Source organism: Paenibacillus chitinolyticus (assembly GCF_045038035.1).
In the GTDB taxonomy this organism is placed as follows: domain Bacteria; phylum Bacillota; class Bacilli; order Paenibacillales; family NBRC-103111; genus Paenibacillus_F; species Paenibacillus_F chitinolyticus_A.
In genome coordinates this window covers 130000-148146 of sequence record NZ_CP173427.1, presented here as the reverse complement: position 1 = coordinate 148146, position 18147 = coordinate 130000, and the positions used below count along the sequence as shown (strand labels likewise).

Below are 18147 nucleotides of genomic sequence, written 5' to 3'. Positions count from 1 at the left end.
TGTCAACGCTTACAGACCATTTTTTTACTAAGAAAATAACGGAATGATCCTTTAGTCAGACAACTCCGTTACGGTTTATTTCAGACCTAGCTATTGGGGGAAGAGGCGGACTCCGTCGCAATCTGCCAACGGACGCCATAGGCATCCTCGATCCTGCCGAACATTGTGCCCCAGAACATCCTCTGCAGAGGCATCAGGACTCTGCCGCCCTCCGAAAGCGCGCCGAAGACCTGCTCCGCTTCGGCATCGGTGCCGAATTCAAGCGTAAGGTCCAGTCCGCTGCCCCTTTCTACCCGATCGCTGTCCGCCATGTAGAACGTTAGCCCGCGCGCCTTCAGCACCAGATGCATCACCCGGTCGCGATCCTGCCCGTATTGGGCGGGCGCATCCCCGAATGTTTGAATGCTCACGATTTCTCCCCGCAGGGCCCGGGCATAAAACGCCCCCTGCTCCCTCGCATTTTCGCTGTACAAATACGGTCGTAAAACAGCCATCGGAATTTCTCCTTCGCGGTTTATTCAAGCCTGACACTCGGAAATTTTACTGTTTAAACTTTTACCGGAAAGGGTATGGCAATTCAAGAGTCTATATGAAGGAACATTTTTCCATCGAAACTGCTTAAAACCCTTCCTCGTAATAGAACTTTTACATGATTTCATTCCATCCCTGCATCCAGGAGGTTTGCACTTGTGCCAACGGACGAAAATCTTTCAGATCCATCTTTGATTCATGAACGCTGCGGCAGAAGAATGGAGCCTTTTTACTGGATTCTTACTTTCGAGGCTCTTGCTCTGCTTTTGCTGTCGGCCCTCGCGCTCGCTGCAGGTCCGGTTTACCTGGTCGTCACTTTCCGTCATTTCTGGTCCTACATGTCGCTCCTTCTTATTATCCCGGGTCTTTGGCTCATCCGGTTTTCCATTCTCACGCTAAAGGCTTATATCTGGAAAAATCGTCACTTGGACCGCTACAGCCTCTATAGGGACGATATCCGCTACCTGCATTATGAACAGGCGGTAAAAGAAGAAGACGCCGTCCGCTTGGATGAAGTGGACCGGGTGTACATCGCGTACTACGTCGCCCAATACCATTACGCTTACAAAAAGACGAAATGGTTCGAAAGCCAGTCCGTCTTCCACTTGCTTCCCATGCTGTACGTCCGTTACCGGAGGGATGCACAGGAGCGGATCCTGAAAATCCCTTTCTACGAATTGCCGGATTTGAAAAAATGGCTGAAACACTTTAAACAGCGGGGCTCCATCGAAATTTGGGCGACGGATCTTCTTCTGGAGCAGAAGACGGAAGCCGAGCAGCTCTCCGTTTTGCGGAAGCCCCTCGATACCTCTCCTTTCGACATCGAAAAAAAGGGCTTCAAGAAACGGCTCGACAATCTGCTGTACGAGCTTGGCCGCAAGCGCAGCGAGCGGGAACGCGCGAGTCAGGAGCCCTCGGAAAGCTTCGGCGGCGCCAAAACCATACGGGCCCGAAGCGGTACGCCTCAACCTCAGCGGCCGCTTTATCGCGGGAACGGGAGCGTGGGCGCGGGCGGGGCAGCCGTCAGGGAAAGCTCAACCGGTCAAGGGGCGCGTCAGGAAAGCTCGAGAAAGCCGCGCATGTCCACCGTGGTGATTTTCGCGCTGCTTTTCGCTTCCCTGTATGTACTGACCGGTTTCGTCGTCGACGGCCGGGTGTCCCCCGATAACATGTGGCTCTGCATAGGCTGTTTCCTTGCCGCGGCAGCCGCTTATTTCGTCATGGCGGACCGTTTGACCTTCTGGCACGCCGTCCGGTTTACGCTCGCCGCCTTTATCGGGTGGGTGCTGGCCGGTGCTATCATGCCTCTGACGGATACCGGAGCCGGAGGGGAATTTTACAGCACGGCCATCGGCGCGACGATTCTGCTGCCTCTGACGATATGGCTTCCCTTCGGGATGGTCTGTTGGATCCGCAGACAATTCGGTCTGAACGAAGAAGAGGAGGTCACGCTATGAGCCTGTATGCCGATATGTTTATTTCGAAGTGGCATCTGATTACGCTCGGTCTTATTCTCATCGCCTGGATCGCCCTTATTGCGGGCGGTTACGACAAGCGGACGATCCTTCGCAGCGGCGGCGGAGCCATGCTTCTTTTGTACATCGTTTCCACTATTCCGATCGCCACCATCACCCACGGAGCGCACAAAATCGACGAGTCGATGCGTTCGGAGCTCGATAGCCACTACCGGGAGCGGGTGAACAAATCCGAGGTCCGGGAAGAGATCGACCGTCTGGCCGTTGCCGCGGACGCTTTCTCCGACGACGACTCTTACGATATCCGGGTATACGCCGGAAATTACAGCTCCTCGTATACATTCCAGGGCAGCCTGACCTTCACTACCTATGATGCCCAAGGACAAATCGTTCATGAAAAATCGTATAACAACGTCATAATCGCACCCGGCGAGAAAAAAAAGCTCGACAGCTATTACACGTCGGACACATTCGTTACATACCGGTACACTTTTACCGCCCGGTAGCGGCCCTAACCGTCCGCACGGCCGCTTACTGTTTTTGCATGGGGGCTTGCTGCCTGCATGCCGCTTTATTGCCTGAAGCTCTCGTGATTCTGTAATCCACTCGATGCTGCGGCAAAAAAAAACAAAGCATGCCCCGGTTTCAAGACCCGGGCATGCTTTGTTTAGTTGGACGCGGCTCCCGCGGCCTCGAGCCACTGCCCGTCCGCCGGAACGTCGGTCCGTTCCGACAGCCCCTCCTCCTCCAGGCGCGCGAGAAGAGCCTCGCGCGTCAGGAGGCAGTGATTGATCGCCTCCATGTGCACGGCGATCACCCGCGTTTGCGGCGCTTTGCGGCAAACGGCGACCACATCGTCGGCCGTCATCGTGATCGGATCGCCGGCCTTGAAAACGGCCCCGCCTGCGTTCACGACCGTTACCGCAGGCTGATGCCTCTCCAGCGCCTCCGCCACTTCGGCGCAGTAGATCGTATCGCCGGCGATATAGACCGCCGGCTCTCCTTCCGCGCGGAGCACGAAGCCCGACACCGGACCCATGGCTGCGCCAATGTCGCCGGTTCCGTGCTGCCCGGATGTACGCGCGATGCGCAGACAGCGCCAAGCCGTCTCCTCCTCTACGGCCGATACGTCCGTGAAGCCCTGCTCCGCAAGCGTCTCCGCGTCCCCCGGCTGGCACAGGACGGGCGTTCCCTTGGGCAGCCTTCCGGCGGCCTCCGCGTCCCAGTGATCAGGGTGCAGATGCGTGATCAGCACCAGGTCCGGCTCCAGCAGCTCTTCCGGGGGTACCGGAAGCGGTACGAGCGGATTGCGCCGGTCGTTGGCCGTGTTCGGAATCGGCGGGCTGGCCCCGGCTCCGCTCAACATCGGATCCACGAGAATGCGCCGGCCTCCGTATTCCAGCCACAGCGTTGCGTTGCGTATCAAACGGATTTTCATAGAATCGCCTCCATAAGTGCCAATATCTTTTTAAAAAAGGATTTGATACAATTCTATAAAAAGAGGAGCGGCTCCGGAAAGGACCCCGTGAAAGACCTGCGGTTGTCCTTTTTTCACCATGAAAGTATTCGGAAGGCGGATGGACATGTTCAGCATTGATGAGACAGATCACAAGATTTTGCAGTGCCTTCTGGAGGATGCGACCCGCTCGAATAAAGAGATCGGCCTCAAGGTTCATTTGACCGGCCAGGCGGTAGGCGCAAGAATCCGGAAGCTGGAGGATTGGGGCGTCATCGAGGGACGGACCCTCAAGTGGAATCCGGAAAAGCTCGGTCTTGCAGTACACGCTATGGTCACGGTATTTCTGAAATCCCAAAACGCCCACGGGGATCTGCAAACGTTCGCCTCCCGCGACCCCCGCATTCTGGAAGCCCACCGTGTCAGCGGAGAAGGCTGTTACTGGCTGCGCGTGCAGGTCGGAAGCAACGAGGATCTCAATGCCTTCCTCGACGATTTACTCATGTACGGCAATTATAAAGTCAGTTTATCCATCGGCAAAATCAAATAAGGTCCCCATCATTTCCCGGGATAAAGCAAAGAAGCTGTCCACAACATAAAGTTGTGAACAGCTTCTCTCGTTTAGCTGAAATTACAGCTTAACAACGTTCTCAGCTTGCGGTCCGCGGTTGCCTTGAACTACGTTGAACTCAACGCGTTGGCCTTCGTCCAGGGACTTGAAGCCTTCGCCTTGGATTGCGGAGAAGTGTACGAATACATCGTTGCCGCCTTCAACTTCGATAAAACCAAAGCCTTTTTCAGCGTTGAACCATTTAACTGTACCAGTTTGCATGTGTGGTACCTCCTAGAAATTAAATTTAACATGTTCTTTTTACTCTTGAAGCAAATAAAAATTCACATATTATAAAAGGCTCCATCTCACAAATGATAACCCTTTATAATAAGTGAATTCCAGGTTTCAAATACTCGATTGACTTCATCTTACCATAGGCCATTTCCAAGTGCAAGTTATTTTCCAATTCTTTTAGGAAAACAATTTTCGTGGTAACTTTTGCAAACCTGATTAAAGAAAAAGCAATGAGGTTAATACTAAGCAACCAGGTAACACAAACTAAAACATAAACATTTAGGAGGTAGTCTAGATGAGTTTCTTATGGTCATTAATTATCGGTGGTATCATCGGTTGGTTAGCCGGCATGATTATCGGTAAAGATATTCCCGGCGGCATTATCGGCAACATTATCGCAGGTTTCTTGGGCGCATGGCTCGGCGGTCTGCTGCTTGGCAACTGGGGTCCTGAAGTCGGAGGTTTCTACTTCTTCCCTGCTTTGATCGGTGGTATCGTACTGGTATTCATCGTCAGCCTCATCCTGCGTTCTATGGGAAGCAAACGGGCATAACCGTAAGCTAACCTGTCTTCCAGGATAAAAAAGACCACGCGAAACTCGCGTGGTCTTTTTTTGCGTTTATCGCACTATGCGGCACATAAACGGCAGGTTTACAGCCCTCCGCCGCATGAGGCAGCTTAATTTTAACGACTTTTTGCGGCCCCGGTGCAACATTCAAAAATTTTCATCCGTTCAAATATAGAGAAATCTTCCAATTAGATACATAAGGATAGCGGACTGCATGAAAAAATATGTCATCGGTTTTGCCGTCGGAGCGATTGTGTCCGCCTCTACGGCGGCTTACGCGGGCAACACGATACAAGCCGTACTTTTTCCCGCAGAATATCAGGTAAACGGCGAGTCAAAAACGTTACCCGACGACTATAAAACATTAAATGTGGACGGACACGCCTATGTGTCGAATCAATCCGTAAGCCAGCCAATAATTGAATTCAGTCCCCTTTAAGTAAACAGTGCCGGGTAAAAGCGGCGCCGTAATTTTACTTGGAGGGGATTTTTTTCGCGGCATTGTGCGGTAGTCCGGGTAAGGATAGGATAGAGCCAATCTCTCCAAAGATATCGGAAGGAGCTGTCCCTCATGGCTAAAAAATTCGACTATTCGCTGGATTACGAGCATCTGGACCTCCGTAAGCAGCCGGAACTGTACACCGTAGGCCGCGGAGAACAAGGCGTCCTGCTCGTCGAGCCCTATAAAAGCGAGATTTTGCCGCACTGGCGGTTTAAAACGCCGGAAATCGCGAAGGAATCTTCCGGGAAAATTTACGATCTGTTTCTCAATTATAAAAAATCAGGTGATTTTATCGGAATGGACATGGCCAGAAAGTTTCTCCAGATGGGCTATACGCGCGCCAGGCGCTACACGAACCACAAGGGAGGCCGGAAATATTCCAAAGAAGACGGTTCGATCCTGCCCTACCAGAACGATCCCGTAAAAGCGGAGTCCGCCGCTATATTTAAAGCTCAATGGGAAATCGCGAAGACGGACGGAGACTATATCCGCATGAAGAAAGAACACCGGGATAAATATGAGAAGAATACTGACAAATCGTCTAAAAGCTAATGAGTCCTTTCATTATTCTGACCGGGGATCGTAAAATGCCGCCACTCCGGCGGGAGCAGAGATTGATAGCGCCTTTGCAGGAAGCGGTCGTCGATCAGGACCAGCGTCCCATAGTCGTTCTCCGTCCGGATCAGACGGCCGCCGGCCTGCATGACTTTATTCATGCCCGGGAATACATAGGCGTAATCGAAGCCGCTGCGGCCGTCCCGGTCAAAATGCTCTTTGATGATATTCCGCTCCGGCCCTACCTGAGGCAGCCCTACACCCACCACGACCACGCCCGTAAGCCGGTCGCCCCTCAGGTCGATGCCTTCGGAGAAAATCCCGCCCATGACGGCGAAGCCGATCAGAGTTCGGGAAGAGTCCGCCCGGAAGGATGCGAGAAAGGATTCCCGCTCCTCCTCCGGCATCGACGGCTGCTGGACCAGGATGCGCAGCATGCGGCTGCCGCGGTCCCCGCTTCCGGTTTCATCGCCGGAACTCGCTTCCTCCGCCGGGATAGACCCGCCGCCGCTCTCATCCAAAGCCGGCAGCCGATCTTGAAGCAAGACTTCCACCGCTTCGAAATGGCTTTTTTCGGGTGCGCCGCCGGCAATTCTCCCGGCATCACCCGCGGTGAGCTCCGTCCGGGTTCCCGGATCGGTTGAGGCATCGGTTACCATGCCGGCTAAAGTGCCGATGGACAGCCCGCTTCCGGGGCCGTTATTTAAGCCGGCTTTTTCCGTACCCGTCACGCCGGCCTCTATGCCGTCTCCGGAAGCAGCTCCTGAAGCAGTTCCTGAAGACGCTTCTGTAACGCCCGCTTCTCCGTTAACCGCGGTGCCGGATTGCGGCCCTCTCTCCTGTTCCAGGAAAAGAGCGGCCACCTCCCGCATGTATTCGTAAGAAGGGAAGAAGACGAGATAATTGCCCGGTTTCTCGCGGACGAGCTTTCCCAAAAGCCGCGAGATCGGCAGCTTGGTCTTGTCCCGGTCCTTGTAGCGGGTGGAAAGCGGCTCGATCCATACATCGAGCTGCTCCTGCCGGAACGGCCACGGAATCGCCACCGTGTAATCGTCCTCTCCGCCGCCCAGCATATCCATGTAGTAGGAAAAAGGCGACAGCGTGGCGGAGAAGAACACATGCGCCCGGTACCCTTTCCCCATCTGCGCCAGCAGCGCGGAAGGGTCCAGGCAGAGCAGCTTGAGCCGCACATCGCTGCGCTGCACCTCGGCGAGAGTCACATACCGCTCGTCGTAGTACTTCGCCGTGCGCAGAAAGCTCTGCACCGCGAAGTAGGTGTCGAGCAGAAGCTCCTGCGCCTCGCCGCCCTGCCCGGGAGCGGAGAGCTCCCGCTCCGCCTGCTGCGCGAACGCTTCCAGCAGGCCCGGCAGCTCTTCCGGCACCTCCCGGAGCACGAAGCTGCCGCCGCTGCCCTGTTCCTTGCGGAAGGCGATGAAATAGTCGTTCACGGCCTTGGCCGCGGCTTCCACGGCGGAGTTCCGCCCCTTGAAATCCCTTTTCAGCTGCAGAAAAGGGGCTTTCGTCAGCTCGGCGGAAAACATCTCTCTGCCGCGGTCCACCAGATTGTGCGCTTCGTCGATCAGAAGCGCCGTCTGCTTTTTCACTTCCTCCGGAAGCCGCTTGAGATATACTTTAGGGTCGAAAATATAATTGTAGTCGCAGATAACCGCGTCGGCCGCATAAGCCGCATCAAGCGAAAACTCGAACGGACACACTTTGTGCTTGCGCGCATATTTCTCGATGACACTCCGGTTCATCAGCTTTTCATGGGACAGCATGTCCAGGACAGCCCCGTTCACCCGGTCATAGTACCCGTCGGCAAACTCGCACATTTCCTTCCTGCAATCCACCTCTTCACGGAAACAAATCTTGTCTTTCGCCGTCAGCGTAACGGTACGCATATGAAGGCCCCGCTCGATCATGAGGGAAAAAGCTTCCTCCGCGGCCGTACGCGTCAGCGTCTTCGCCGTCAGATAAAAAATCCGCTGGAGCAGTCCTTCACCCACCGCTTTAACGGACGGAAAAAGAGTCGAGATGGTTTTGCCCGTGCCGGTAGGCGCATTCGCGAACAGCTTGTGGCCGTCTTTGATCGTTTTGTAGACCGATCCGGCGAACTGCCGCTGTCCTTCCCGGTAGGCCGGATAGGGAAACGGCAGCTCCCTGATGCTGGCGTCCCGCTCCCGGCGGTTCTGCAGCTGCATGGCCGCGTAAGGAGCATAAAGACGCACGGCTTCCAGCACGGCGGCCTCCATTTCGTCATAGGAATATTCCCTCACGTACCGCTGCTGTTCCTCCGTCCCGACCTGGACATACGTCAGCTGGACTCTCATGTGCTCCCTTCCGTTCTGCCGCGCATACATATAGGCGTAACAGACCGCCTGGGCCCAATGAACGGGATGGCGGTTTTCCTCCACAAGCCGGGGATCGCCCGTAGAAGATTTGATCTCGTCAATCGTAACCTCACCGCCGTCATCATCGAAAAGCAGCCCGTCGCAGCGGCCCTCCAGCACGAATACCATCCCGTCCAAGAGGATTTCCGTTTGCAGGAAAACTTCTTTCCGGTCGCTGTCCCCGTAAGTTTGCTGCACCTTCTGATGGGCCTTGGTTCCTTCGGTTAATGCCGTGGCGGTCCGGAAGCCGGATTCGATGCTTCCGCTCCGGTAAGCATATTCCACCAGAGTACGGACTGAAATTCTAACTTCACCGCTCATTGCTTCACCGCCCTTTTCTATAAATACCCGTTCCGCGAACGTTCGTTCTATCTGCCGATTATATCATCCTCCGGACTATTTCCCAACCATAGGAAACCAAGAGGAACTACCGAGAGATGAACAGGATCGGATTCAAGGCCTGTAGACAAGCGCCAACTCTATCCGCAAAAAAAGACTCCTCCGCAGACCGGAAAAGTCTTTAAACACCTTCATTATCTGGTCAGGAGCAGAATATCCCCTAATCGTTTGACGACGACAATTGCCTTGGAAAGAGCGGCCGCACCTGCATATCCCGGTGTGTTACAAAACCTCTGTTTTACGGAACTCTGCCGTGAGAAATCAAACGAGGAGCAGACCGGGTCACCCCTGTTCTTCCCCGGCGGCGAGTGGGTTCTGCTTTTTCCGGTAATAGTCCAAGACGCCTCCGATCAGAAAAAGAACAACGCCGATGTTAATCGCGATATCGGCCAGATTCAGAATGCCCCCGCCGGGACGGAATTCAAGAAAGTCCGTCACTTTGCCGAACCAGAAACGGTCGATGGCATTTCCCGCTGCGCCTCCCGTCAGAAATCCCATACTCGCATCCATCAGGGGGCCCTGAATTTCCCCTTTGCGGCGATAGTAAAGCACAATGGCGATGAACACAACCGCCAGCACGGCGAATACGCGCGCGTATCCCTGAAACCTGCTTCCGGCCATCCCGCTGTTCTCATAATGCGTAAGCGCCATGCTCCCCCAGAACGGAACGGATTCTCCGACCGCCATCGTGGCGCGGATCAAAGCTTTCGCAAACTGGTCGACAGCTGCAACCAAGGCGGCAGTGAAATAAAACAGCATAACAGCTCTCTCCTTCCGATTGGCAAGCTTCCGATCCTTAACGGCATAAATTGTTCCACAAGGAACATTTTCGCTATCTCCCGGGTCGTTTTCAGACCATGTCCCGGGCATCGTTTTTTAGACGGCGCCTTCTATATTTTTGAACTGATTGTAAAACATCCGGGAATACACGCCCTGCTGTCCGATCAGCGCGTCGTGCGCGCCTTTTTCCACAATTTCTCCGTGGTCGATGACCATAATGGTATCCGCATCCCGGATTGTATTCAGCCTGTGCGCGATAATAAAGCTGGTCCGGTCCCGCATAACCTTGAGCAGCGCATCCTGGATATGAAGCTCCGTACGCGTGTCGATGCTGCTGGTCGCTTCGTCCAGGATGAGGATAGAAGGCTTCGCCAGAATAACCCTGGCAATCGCCAGAAGCTGCCGCTGGCCTTGGCTTAGATTCCCGCCGTTCTCCGACAGGAGGGTCTCGTATTTCGCCGGCAGCCGGTTAATGAACGCGTCCGCGTTAGCCATGGCGGCTGCGGCTTCGACCTCGGCATCCGTGGCATCCGGCCTGCCGTACTTGATATTTTCCTTGATCGTCCCCGAGAAAAGGTACGTATCCTGGAGCACGATACCGAACGTCCTCCGCAGGCTGTCCCGCGTATACTCGCGGATATCCCGCCCGTCGATCAGGATGCGGCCCCCGGTAACATCGTAAAACCTTGTCAAAAGGTTGACGATAGTCGTCTTGCCCGCCCCCGTCGGGCCGACAAGCGCCGTGGAGCTGCCTTGGGCGGAATCGAAGCTTACGTTTTTCAGAATGGGCACGTCCGGGCGGTAGCCGAAGCTTACATTTTCAAAAACGACGTGGCCTTTCGGGTTAACAAGCTCGACGGCCTCCTTGGAATCGGAGGGCTCCTCCTTCTCGTCGATGACCTCGAACACCCGCTCCGCTCCCGCCACACCGGACTGAAGAATATTGAAAATATTGGCGAGATCGTTCAACGGCCGTACAAACTGCCGGGAATAACTTAAAAAACTCGCGATAACCCCGACGGTAATATCCCCGCGCACGGCGAGAATCCCCCCCACCAGGGCTACGGCGGCAAAGCCGATATTATTAATGACGTTAAGCAGAGGCATCAGGAATCCGGAACGGATTTGCGCCTTGAGCCCCACCTCGCACAGCTCCGCATTAACTTTTTCGAACTCCGCAATCGCCTTTTCTTCGTGATTAAACGCTTTGACGACCTGGAGACCGGATATGGTCTCTTCGATATGTCCGTTCAATTTGCCGAGCTGGATCTGCTGATTTTTGAACAGGACGCTCGTTTTCTTCGTAATGGTCCGGGTCAGCACGAACAGGATCGGCACAGTCACCAGGCTGGCCAGCGTCAGCGTCGGACTGAGCACGAGCATCATCGCCAGAGAGCCGACAATCGCGATAACGCCGCTCATAAGCTGCGTGGTGGACTGCGAAATCGTGCTGCTCACATTGTCGATATCGTTGGACAGGCGGCTCATCAATTCCCCGTGAGGCCGGGTATCGAAGTAAGCGACCGGAAGCTTCTGAAGCTTGGCGAAAAGAGCTCCCCGCAGCCGCATCACAATCCGCTGCGATACGCCTGCCATGAGCCAGCTCTGGAGGAAGGTGAACACCCCGTCGATGAGGTACGCCAGCAAGAGGACCAGCACCATCGTCTTCAGGATGCCGAAATCGACGCCTTGTTCCGGATGAGACATCGCATCCACGGAGACCCCGATCAGATAAGGTCCCACCAGAGTGAGAGCCGCTCCGATCAGAATCAGGGCGAAAATGACCGTCAGCAGCTTTCGCTCGCTGCCGAAGTAAGCCCACAGCCTGCGCAAAGTCCCCTTGAAGTTCTTCGGCTTCACGACCGGTCCGCGGCCGCGCATTCCCCCGTGCCCCGGCCCTCCTCTGGGCGGGACTGTCACGGGGCCGGGAGGGTTCTGGCCGCCCGGTCTTTCTTGGGAAACTGCCATGTCAACCGACCTCCTTTCCCATTTGCGACTGGAAGATTTCTTGGTAGACCCGGCAACTTCCGAGCAGTTCGTCATGCGTGCCGGAGCCTACAATCTCACCGCGGTCCAGCACGACGATTTTGTCCGCGTCCATGACGGACGTGATCCGCTGGGCAATCAGCAGGCAGGTGAGCCCCTCGGCGTATTTCTTCAGCGCGTCCTTGATCCGCGCTTCCGTGGCGGCATCGACGGCGCTGGTGCAGTCGTCGAGAATTAGAATTTCCGGCTTTCTCACGATGGCGCGCGCAATCGAAAGCCGCTGTTTCTGGCCGCCGGAGAAGTTCACGCCTCCCTGCCCGAGCCTCGTCTCGTAGCCCTCGGGCGAAGCGGCAATGAACTCGTGGGCCTCGGCCATCCGGGCCGCATGCTCCATCTCCTCCGGCGAGGCGTCTTCTTTGCCCCAGCGGAGATTGTCGGCCACCGTGCCGGTGAACAGCACGGTTTTCTGGGGCACGACGGCAATCTTCTCGCGCAGACGGCTCGGCTCCAGTTCTCTGACATCGGTACCGTTCACTTTGACTGTCCCGGACACCGCGTCATAGAACCGGGGAATGAGGCTGACGAGCGTGCTTTTGCCGGAGCCCGTGGAGCCGATGATGCCGACCGTCTGTCCCGGCTCGCAGGAGAAGGTAATCCGTCTCAGCACCGGCTCGCCGGATGTTCCTTCGTACGAGAACGTGACGTTCTCGAACTCGACGCTTCCCCCGGTCTGCGTGGCGGATGGAGCCCCAGCATCCGGTTTTCGGCCGGGGGCCGTGAAGCCTCCCGGATAGGCAGCCGGGTCTGTCACGGCTCCCGGCTGTGCGCCGGCCGTTATCCCGCCGGTTTGCGGGCCGGGCCGCGCCCCCGGATGCGCACCGGTCCGCATTCCCGGCCGCGTGCCTGCTGCGGGCTTATCCTCGGAGCTTGCCGCGCCTCCGACGGCTGCTGCTGTGGCCGGAATTTGCGCAGCCATCGTATTTACTTCCGCGAAAATTTCGCCGATCCGGCCCGCGGAAGCCCGCGCGCGCACAAACATGTTGAACACCATGGAAATCAGCATGAGCGAGAACAAAATCTGCGTCATGTAATTGACGAAAGCGATAATGTGACCGGCCTGCATCTGGCCCTGATCTACACGAAGACCGCCCAGCCACAAGACAGCCACAATCCCGAAATTAACGGTCAGCGTAATCCCCGGGTTAAAGGCCGACATGACCCTCATGGCTGTAACCGACCGGGAGCGGTACTCTTCGTTCGCTCCGCCGAATTTGCCGACTTCGTAATCGAACCGGTTGAAGGCTTTGACGACCCGGACACCGGACAAATATTCCCGCATAATCCCGTTAACCCGGTCGAGCGCCTGCTGCACCTTGATAAAGTAAGGAAAACCGACCTTCATATTGATCGCGATCAGGATGCCGACGACGGGAACGACAACAGCCAGAATGACGGAGAGCGGCGGGTTCAGACGGGCCGCCATAATCAAGCTCCCGATGCAGAGCAGCGGCGCTTTGACGAATACGCGCATCAGGCCGTTCACGAACATCTGAACCTGCGTAACGTCGTTGGTTAACCGGGTGACCAGGGAGGCGCGGTCGAACCGGTCGATATTTTCAAAAGACAGGGACTGGATTTTGCGGAATAAATCCGACCTTAGCTCGGCCCCGAACTTCTGCGAGACATGACTCGAAATGACATTGCGGATCGACGCCGAAATGGCCCCCAGCGCCGTTACCAGCAGCATTACGCCGCCCATCCGCCACACGTAATCCATCTGTTTGCCGGCTACGCCCACATCAATGATTTTGGACATCAGCGTCGGCAGCGTGAGATCGCACAAGGCTTCCAGTGTCAGAAAAGCGACCGCGGCGATAAAGGGCTTCCAGTACTTGCTTATATATTTTCGTGAAATGGGCATCCTGTCTCACCTATCCGTCCTCGTAAACTGTAAGTAAATCGCTATGGAATAGTTCTATTATCCACCATACTCCCCTCCTTTTCAAAAGTCACGAGCTTCTCTTTTATACGTGATATTCCGGCAAAAGCAAAAAGAACCGCCGGTGCGCAGGGCACTGGCGGCTCTTCCGTAACATTAAGATTCGGAAACGACGGTAAAACGCTCATTTTCATGCTTCGGCTGTTCAATCTCGTCCAAAACGGCGGCTGCAAAATCTTCATAGCTCACGTAGCTTTTACCTTTGGAGTTAACGAGCAGGTTATCTTTGCCCGTGCGGTACTGCCCTGTTCTCTCGCCGAGCGCGAAAATCGCGGACGGGCTGACGAACGTCCATTTGATGCCCTCGGTGTTTTGCAGGATTTCCAGGTTTTTGCCCTGATTCGATGCCGTTGCAAAATAGGCGGCCGGGAAGTCTGGCGTTTCCAGCACGCGCGTCGTTTTCGCTTCATCCACGAACAAGCTGCCCGCTCCCCCGACGACGATCAATTTCGTCTCCGGCGCGCCTTTCAGCGCTTCGATCAACACGTTGCCCGCGTCAACATGGAGATGCTCCTGGCCCGGTGCCGCTCCGAAAGCGTTGACGACGATATCGAAAGCTTTCAAATCGGACGCGGTAAGAGCGAAAACGTCCTTTTCCAAAAGGGCTGCGCCTTCCGCGCTTACTTTAGACGCGTTTCTCACGATTGCGGTAACTTCATGTCCTCTGTCCTGCGCTTCTTTCAAAATTCGGCTGCCGGCTTTGCCGCTTGCCCCGATAATAGCTATTTTCATAACGGATTCCTCCCGGATAATGATTTGGCAGTACATTGCCACTTACATGTAACCATTATAGTTACAGGATGTCGGTTTTGTCAACTGGGGCTTGAACCGCTATTTTTTTAAAATCCGCAATGCTGGGGTATTATCCATCTCTTCAAGTCAATTCTTGCCCGCCATAGGACAATATTTTATACGAACGATACACCCAACCAGCTTCTCTCGTTCCAGAAATTATGCTATAATACGTATTAAGAACACGTACATGTAGTATTCTTATTTAGATTTAGCGTATGAAGTTTCTTCTTGCTAACTATACTAAAAAGAGCCTTCACCGTTGGCGCGGTGAAAACTCTTTAGGACCCGAAAGGCTGTGGAACACCACGGCGCGCAAGCACAACTAAATGTAATGCAAGCGAAAACCACCGTTTAGGCGCCTAACCTACTAGCGGTGGTTTTTTCGCTTGTTCCGAAATTTACGGCGCGCCCAGCGATAGAGCTTACGGATACCGAACACAAGGCTCAGTAACGTTACGGTCCAGCGCAGTACGTCATAAAACACCACAAGTGCGACCATCGGCCTCACCCCCTTTCGGGAAGCTGCGCCGTGGTCTGAAAATCCACCACTATTCATAGTCCATGGGACCGATTATAGCATGTCCCTTCCAGATTGCTCCATTGAACTTTTATTTCCGAATGCTGCAACTTACAGGAGAAAGACACCGGAAGCAGTCCTACGTTCAATCCTCACAAAGCACCTCGTCCCTAGCCTTAAAAAGTTAAAATCCGGTTACAGTTGGTCTTCCGATGGGTAATGTTACCTCTCTGTAACCCACCTTGATGCAAAGGGTGCCTATAATGAAACCGGACAACCTAGGAGGGATACTTATTATGAAAAAATCATTTAAACTTCTGACACTTGGCCTGGCAGGCTCCTGTCTGCTGGCGGCCTCAGCCGGAACTTCTTACGCGAATAGCGCGGTACAGGCGCCTGCGGCCGCTTCTGTGTCCGCCGCGGCGGAACCCGTATCTGCACCGGCTTCCGTTAAAACCGGAAATGTACAGGTGACAACCAAAGAAATAAAGGAAGAATCCCCCGAACTGAGCGTCAATCTTAAAATTCCTGTTATACAGGGAATGAAAGACACGCACTATCAGGACGAGCTTAACGATATTATTTACCGGCATGCCATGAAAGATGTGGAGGCCGTGCGCAAACAGGCTCAAGGCGATTTGGCCGCCGCCAACGGTTCCGCAAGCGAGCTGGCAATGCCTTATTCGGTCGATTCGGTAGTTGAAGTAAGCGCATCGGGCGGTCAGGAAGACGCGAACCGTCTGTCGCTGCGAGTGGTAACTTCCGTTTATACGGGGGGCGCTCACGGAATGCCCCGTGTGGACACCTATAACGTCCTGAATGCGGAGGAAGCTCAGAAGATTGAGCTGAAAGATTTATTCGGGGAGAATTATAAAGCGATTATCGACAAGCAGATCCGTCAGGAAATCGCCAAGCATCCGGATGATTTCTTCGAGGACGCGTTCTCCGGCATTACCGACACGCAGTCCTTCCAGATCAAGGACGGTAAAGCGGTGATCGTGTTCTCGCCTTACGAGATTGCCCCTTATGCGGCAGGCATCCAGGAGTTCTCCGTTCCCATCGCTCAGGGAGGAAATGCCTCCGTACCCTCACGTCTCGTAGTGGGCGGCGAAGTACTATCGGCGAAGCAGGGCTCTCTCTACACCACAGCGGCAGGCACCACCATGGTTCCCCTGCGCGTTACGGCCGAGAAGCTGGGCTTCCAGCTTAAGTGGAACCAGGAGCAATGGGCCGCCGAGCTGTCCAAAGGCGCGGTATGGACAAGCGTTTACAAGGGAAAAGATGCGTACACCATCAACAAGATGGCTCCGTTTTCCCTTGGCGAAGCGGCCGTCATTAAAGAAGACGGCAATATGTATGTGCCCGCCGCCTTCTTCTCCAAGGTGCTGAAGGCCGACGTCGCCGTAACCGGCGATCAGCTCGTGATTAAATAAAAACGGGCCTTCTCAGCGGCTGGACCCTCCCCCCTTATGCAGCCCGTTTAAAGAAGCGTCTCCGCTCTTTAAACGGGCTTTTTTTGCGGAGCCGGACAAGTCTTCTTCCCGCATAAAAGCATAAAAAAGCCCCGCCACTCCCCCGAAGGAGAATGCCGGGACTTATGTTCAGACCGGTTGATTCCGGAAAGATTCCGGACCGCTCTTAGTAAGCCAGTGCAAACAGGCCATGAATGTGAGACAGGTAACGGATGTTGCTTGCTTCTTTCATGAGCGTTGCAGGCAGGCCTTTCAGGCGGGTTTGGTTGCCGCCGATCGAACCGATTCCATCTTTGCGGCCCAGACTTCCGAGCGTACCGGAGAATACCGGAGTGAAGACGTCCATCGGAGCACCTTTCAGTGCCGCGAAGAGGTTGTAACCGACCACTTCGCCCATCTGCCAAGCCAGCTGTGCGGTCGGCGGATAAGGACGCTCGGCACCGGCCGGGAAGACCACGGCGCAGTCGCCTGCAAGGAATACGTCCGGATGGGACGTGGACTGCATGAACTCGTTGACCGTCGCGCGGCCGCGGTTCACTTCGATGCCGCAGTTAGCGACAACCGGAGTGCCTTGTACGCCGCCTGTCCAGACGAGCGTGCTGGTTTCGATTGTGCTTCCGTCCTTCAGGGAAACGACGGATTCCTGCATTTCGGTGATCGCAACGCCCGTCAGGAACGTTACGCCGCGCTTCTGCAGGCTTGTCGTAGCGCGCTCGATCAGTTCCGGATGGAAGCCCATCAGGATGGAAGGAGCCGCCTCGACGCAGTACAGGGAGACGTCGTTGAAATCGACGCCTTTGCTGCGGCACAGGCCAGGCAGCATGTCGGCGAGTTCGCCCACAAGCTCGATACCGGTCAGACCGCCGCCGCCGACTACGAATGTCGCGTCCGCTTTGTTCTTGGTCTGGCTGTAAGCTTCGATGCGTGCTTCCACGTGCTCGCGGATGCGGTTGGCGTCATTAACGGATTTCAGCGTGAAGCTGTGTTCCTGGAGGCCAGGAATGCCGAAGAACGCCGTTTCGCTGCCCAGGGCAACGACGAGCTTATCGTATTCGAACGATTTGCCGTTCGACAGGATGACGCGCTTGCTGTCCGCGGAAATCGTTTCGACCGTGCCGATTTCCAGGTTGATGTCTTTGCCGCGCAGGAGCTTTTCCAGAGGCAGGGCAACTGCTTTCTCGTGCAGATTACCTACAGCCAGGCGGTGCAGCTCGGTAATGATTTGATGCGTAGGAAAACGGTTAACAACCGTAATCGTAGCTTCTTCCGCAGTCAAGTGTTGACGGGCTGTCAGTGCGCTGAGCAAGCCGCCGTAACCGCCACCTAAGATCAAAATATGCTTGGACATACTCATCCTCCATTCTTGTTTCAGCTTACTATGATTTAACGCTGTTGCTGCCGTTCGGCTTGAACATCCAAGAATGCCTGTACGAAACGGAATGTCTTTTGTACTTGCGGGTCTTTCAGCATTTTGAGAAGTCCGAACAGGCCGATCGAGGAATGTTCCGCTTGAGCGCGGTCGCTTGCTTCGATTGCAGCGGCAGCTACGCCTTTGGCTTTCTCGGTGATCGGCTTAACAAACTCGTTCATACCGCCTTTGAGGTCGTCGATCAGAACTTGGTCGCTCGCAACGCTTTGGGCCAAATCGTAAGCTTTGGTAAGAATCGTCACCATTTCCGCCAATTTCGGCAGATTCTCCACGAGAACGGTTAAAGACTCCTGAACCTCTGGCTTCATCAACTGATCAAGGACATCCTGCGTTTCCCTTTTTTCGGTAGTGCTTGGGGTTTGATTGGATGTTTCTGACATAAGCTAACGTCCTCCTTTGCTTTGAAATAGAAGCCCGTTTATTTTTCGATCCCTGCCTAGCCATCG

17 protein-coding genes are annotated in these 18147 nt (G+C 54.9%); 7 read left to right on the top strand and 10 right to left on the bottom strand.

Annotation, left to right across the window (positions count from 1 at the left end; all coding sequences use genetic code 11):
* Positions 1 to 86: 86 nt before the first annotated feature.
* Entirely contained in the window at positions 87 to 494 is a 408-nt protein-coding gene (locus ACI48J_RS00660; protein ID WP_405081228.1) for a VOC family protein, read from the bottom strand.
* Positions 495 to 689: 195 nt separating this feature from the next.
* Between ACI48J_RS00660 and ACI48J_RS00655 the strand changes: the two genes are divergently transcribed.
* Together ACI48J_RS00655 and ACI48J_RS00650 are read left to right on the top strand one after the other, a co-directional pair.
* A complete protein-coding gene (locus ACI48J_RS00655) occupies positions 690 to 1988 on the top strand; it encodes a hypothetical protein (protein ID WP_405081227.1) in 1299 nt (432 codons plus the stop codon).
* Entirely contained in the window at positions 1985 to 2512 is a 528-nt protein-coding gene (locus ACI48J_RS00650; RefSeq protein ID WP_405081226.1) for a hypothetical protein, read from the top strand. Before ACI48J_RS00655 ends, ACI48J_RS00650 begins: the two co-directional genes overlap by 4 nt.
* Before the next feature lie 161 nt (positions 2513 to 2673).
* Here the strand turns inward: ACI48J_RS00650 and ACI48J_RS00645 are convergent, their stop codons facing one another.
* Positions 2674 to 3444, bottom strand: coding sequence for an MBL fold metallo-hydrolase (locus tag ACI48J_RS00645; protein WP_405081224.1), 771 nt, complete (start codon positions 3442 to 3444; stop codon positions 2674 to 2676).
* A 145-nt stretch (positions 3445 to 3589) separates the two neighbouring features.
* On the opposite strand from ACI48J_RS00645, the gene ACI48J_RS00640 reads away from it, so the two are divergent.
* Entirely contained in the window at positions 3590 to 4012 is a 423-nt protein-coding gene (locus ACI48J_RS00640) for an Lrp/AsnC family transcriptional regulator (RefSeq protein WP_405081223.1), read from the top strand.
* Between the two features lie 81 nt (positions 4013 to 4093).
* Here the strand turns inward: ACI48J_RS00640 and ACI48J_RS00635 are convergent, their stop codons facing one another.
* Positions 4094 to 4294 carry a cold-shock protein gene (locus ACI48J_RS00635; RefSeq protein WP_016423690.1) on the bottom strand — a complete coding sequence of 67 codons (201 nt, stop codon included), beginning with the start codon at positions 4292 to 4294 and terminating at the stop codon, positions 4094 to 4096.
* A 310-nt stretch (positions 4295 to 4604) separates the two neighbouring features.
* On the opposite strand from ACI48J_RS00635, the gene ACI48J_RS00630 reads away from it, so the two are divergent.
* The 3 genes from ACI48J_RS00630 to ACI48J_RS00620 all read left to right on the top strand — a co-directional run bounded on the left by ACI48J_RS00630 (position 4605) and on the right by ACI48J_RS00620 (position 5931).
* The gene (locus ACI48J_RS00630; RefSeq protein ID WP_009675854.1) at positions 4605 to 4862 is read left to right on the top strand and encodes a GlsB/YeaQ/YmgE family stress response membrane protein; all 258 of its coding nucleotides are present in this window, start codon (positions 4605 to 4607) and stop codon (positions 4860 to 4862) included.
* Between the two features lie 229 nt (positions 4863 to 5091).
* Positions 5092 to 5316 carry a hypothetical protein gene (locus ACI48J_RS00625; protein WP_405081222.1) on the top strand — a complete coding sequence of 75 codons (225 nt, stop codon included), beginning with the start codon at positions 5092 to 5094 and terminating at the stop codon, positions 5314 to 5316.
* Between the two features lie 132 nt (positions 5317 to 5448).
* Positions 5449 to 5931, top strand: a complete 483-nt coding sequence (locus ACI48J_RS00620; RefSeq protein ID WP_405081221.1) for a DUF4385 domain-containing protein — start codon at positions 5449 to 5451, stop codon at positions 5929 to 5931.
* Here ACI48J_RS00620 and ACI48J_RS00615 read toward each other — a convergent pair.
* The 5 genes from ACI48J_RS00615 to ACI48J_RS00595 all read right to left on the bottom strand — a co-directional run bounded on the left by ACI48J_RS00615 (position 5928) and on the right by ACI48J_RS00595 (position 14220).
* The gene (locus tag ACI48J_RS00615; RefSeq protein ID WP_405081220.1) at positions 5928 to 8645 is read right to left on the bottom strand and encodes an ATP-dependent DNA helicase; all 2718 of its coding nucleotides are present in this window, start codon (positions 8643 to 8645) and stop codon (positions 5928 to 5930) included. The two genes, ACI48J_RS00620 and ACI48J_RS00615, sit on opposite strands and share 4 nt — an antisense overlap.
* Before the next feature lie 360 nt (positions 8646 to 9005).
* The gene (lspA, locus tag ACI48J_RS00610; protein ID WP_405081219.1) at positions 9006 to 9482 is read right to left on the bottom strand and encodes a signal peptidase II; all 477 of its coding nucleotides are present in this window, start codon (positions 9480 to 9482) and stop codon (positions 9006 to 9008) included.
* Positions 9483 to 9599: 117 nt separating this feature from the next.
* Complete coding sequence (locus tag ACI48J_RS00605) at positions 9600 to 11471, bottom strand: ABC transporter ATP-binding protein (protein WP_405081218.1); 1872 nt, start codon at positions 11469 to 11471, stop codon at positions 9600 to 9602.
* A gap of 1 nt (position 11472) precedes the next feature.
* Positions 11473 to 13410 carry an ABC transporter ATP-binding protein gene (locus ACI48J_RS00600; protein WP_405081217.1) on the bottom strand — a complete coding sequence of 646 codons (1938 nt, stop codon included), beginning with the start codon at positions 13408 to 13410 and terminating at the stop codon, positions 11473 to 11475.
* A 174-nt stretch (positions 13411 to 13584) separates the two neighbouring features.
* Positions 13585 to 14220, bottom strand: a complete 636-nt coding sequence (locus ACI48J_RS00595; RefSeq protein ID WP_405081215.1) for an NAD(P)-dependent oxidoreductase — start codon at positions 14218 to 14220, stop codon at positions 13585 to 13587.
* An 876-nt stretch (positions 14221 to 15096) separates the two neighbouring features.
* On the opposite strand from ACI48J_RS00595, the gene ACI48J_RS00590 reads away from it, so the two are divergent.
* Positions 15097 to 16233 carry a stalk domain-containing protein gene (locus tag ACI48J_RS00590; RefSeq protein WP_405081213.1) on the top strand — a complete coding sequence of 379 codons (1137 nt, stop codon included), beginning with the start codon at positions 15097 to 15099 and terminating at the stop codon, positions 16231 to 16233.
* 205 nt (positions 16234 to 16438) lie between these two features.
* Here ACI48J_RS00590 and ACI48J_RS00585 read toward each other — a convergent pair whose 3' ends face one another.
* Both ACI48J_RS00585 and ACI48J_RS00580 read right to left on the bottom strand, forming a co-directional pair.
* A complete protein-coding gene (locus ACI48J_RS00585) occupies positions 16439 to 17620 on the bottom strand; it encodes an NAD(P)/FAD-dependent oxidoreductase (protein WP_405081211.1) in 1182 nt (393 codons plus the stop codon).
* 35 nt (positions 17621 to 17655) lie between these two features.
* A complete protein-coding gene (locus ACI48J_RS00580; RefSeq protein WP_009676027.1) occupies positions 17656 to 18081 on the bottom strand; it encodes a DUF1641 domain-containing protein in 426 nt (141 codons plus the stop codon).
* Positions 18082 to 18147 lie beyond the last annotated feature (66 nt).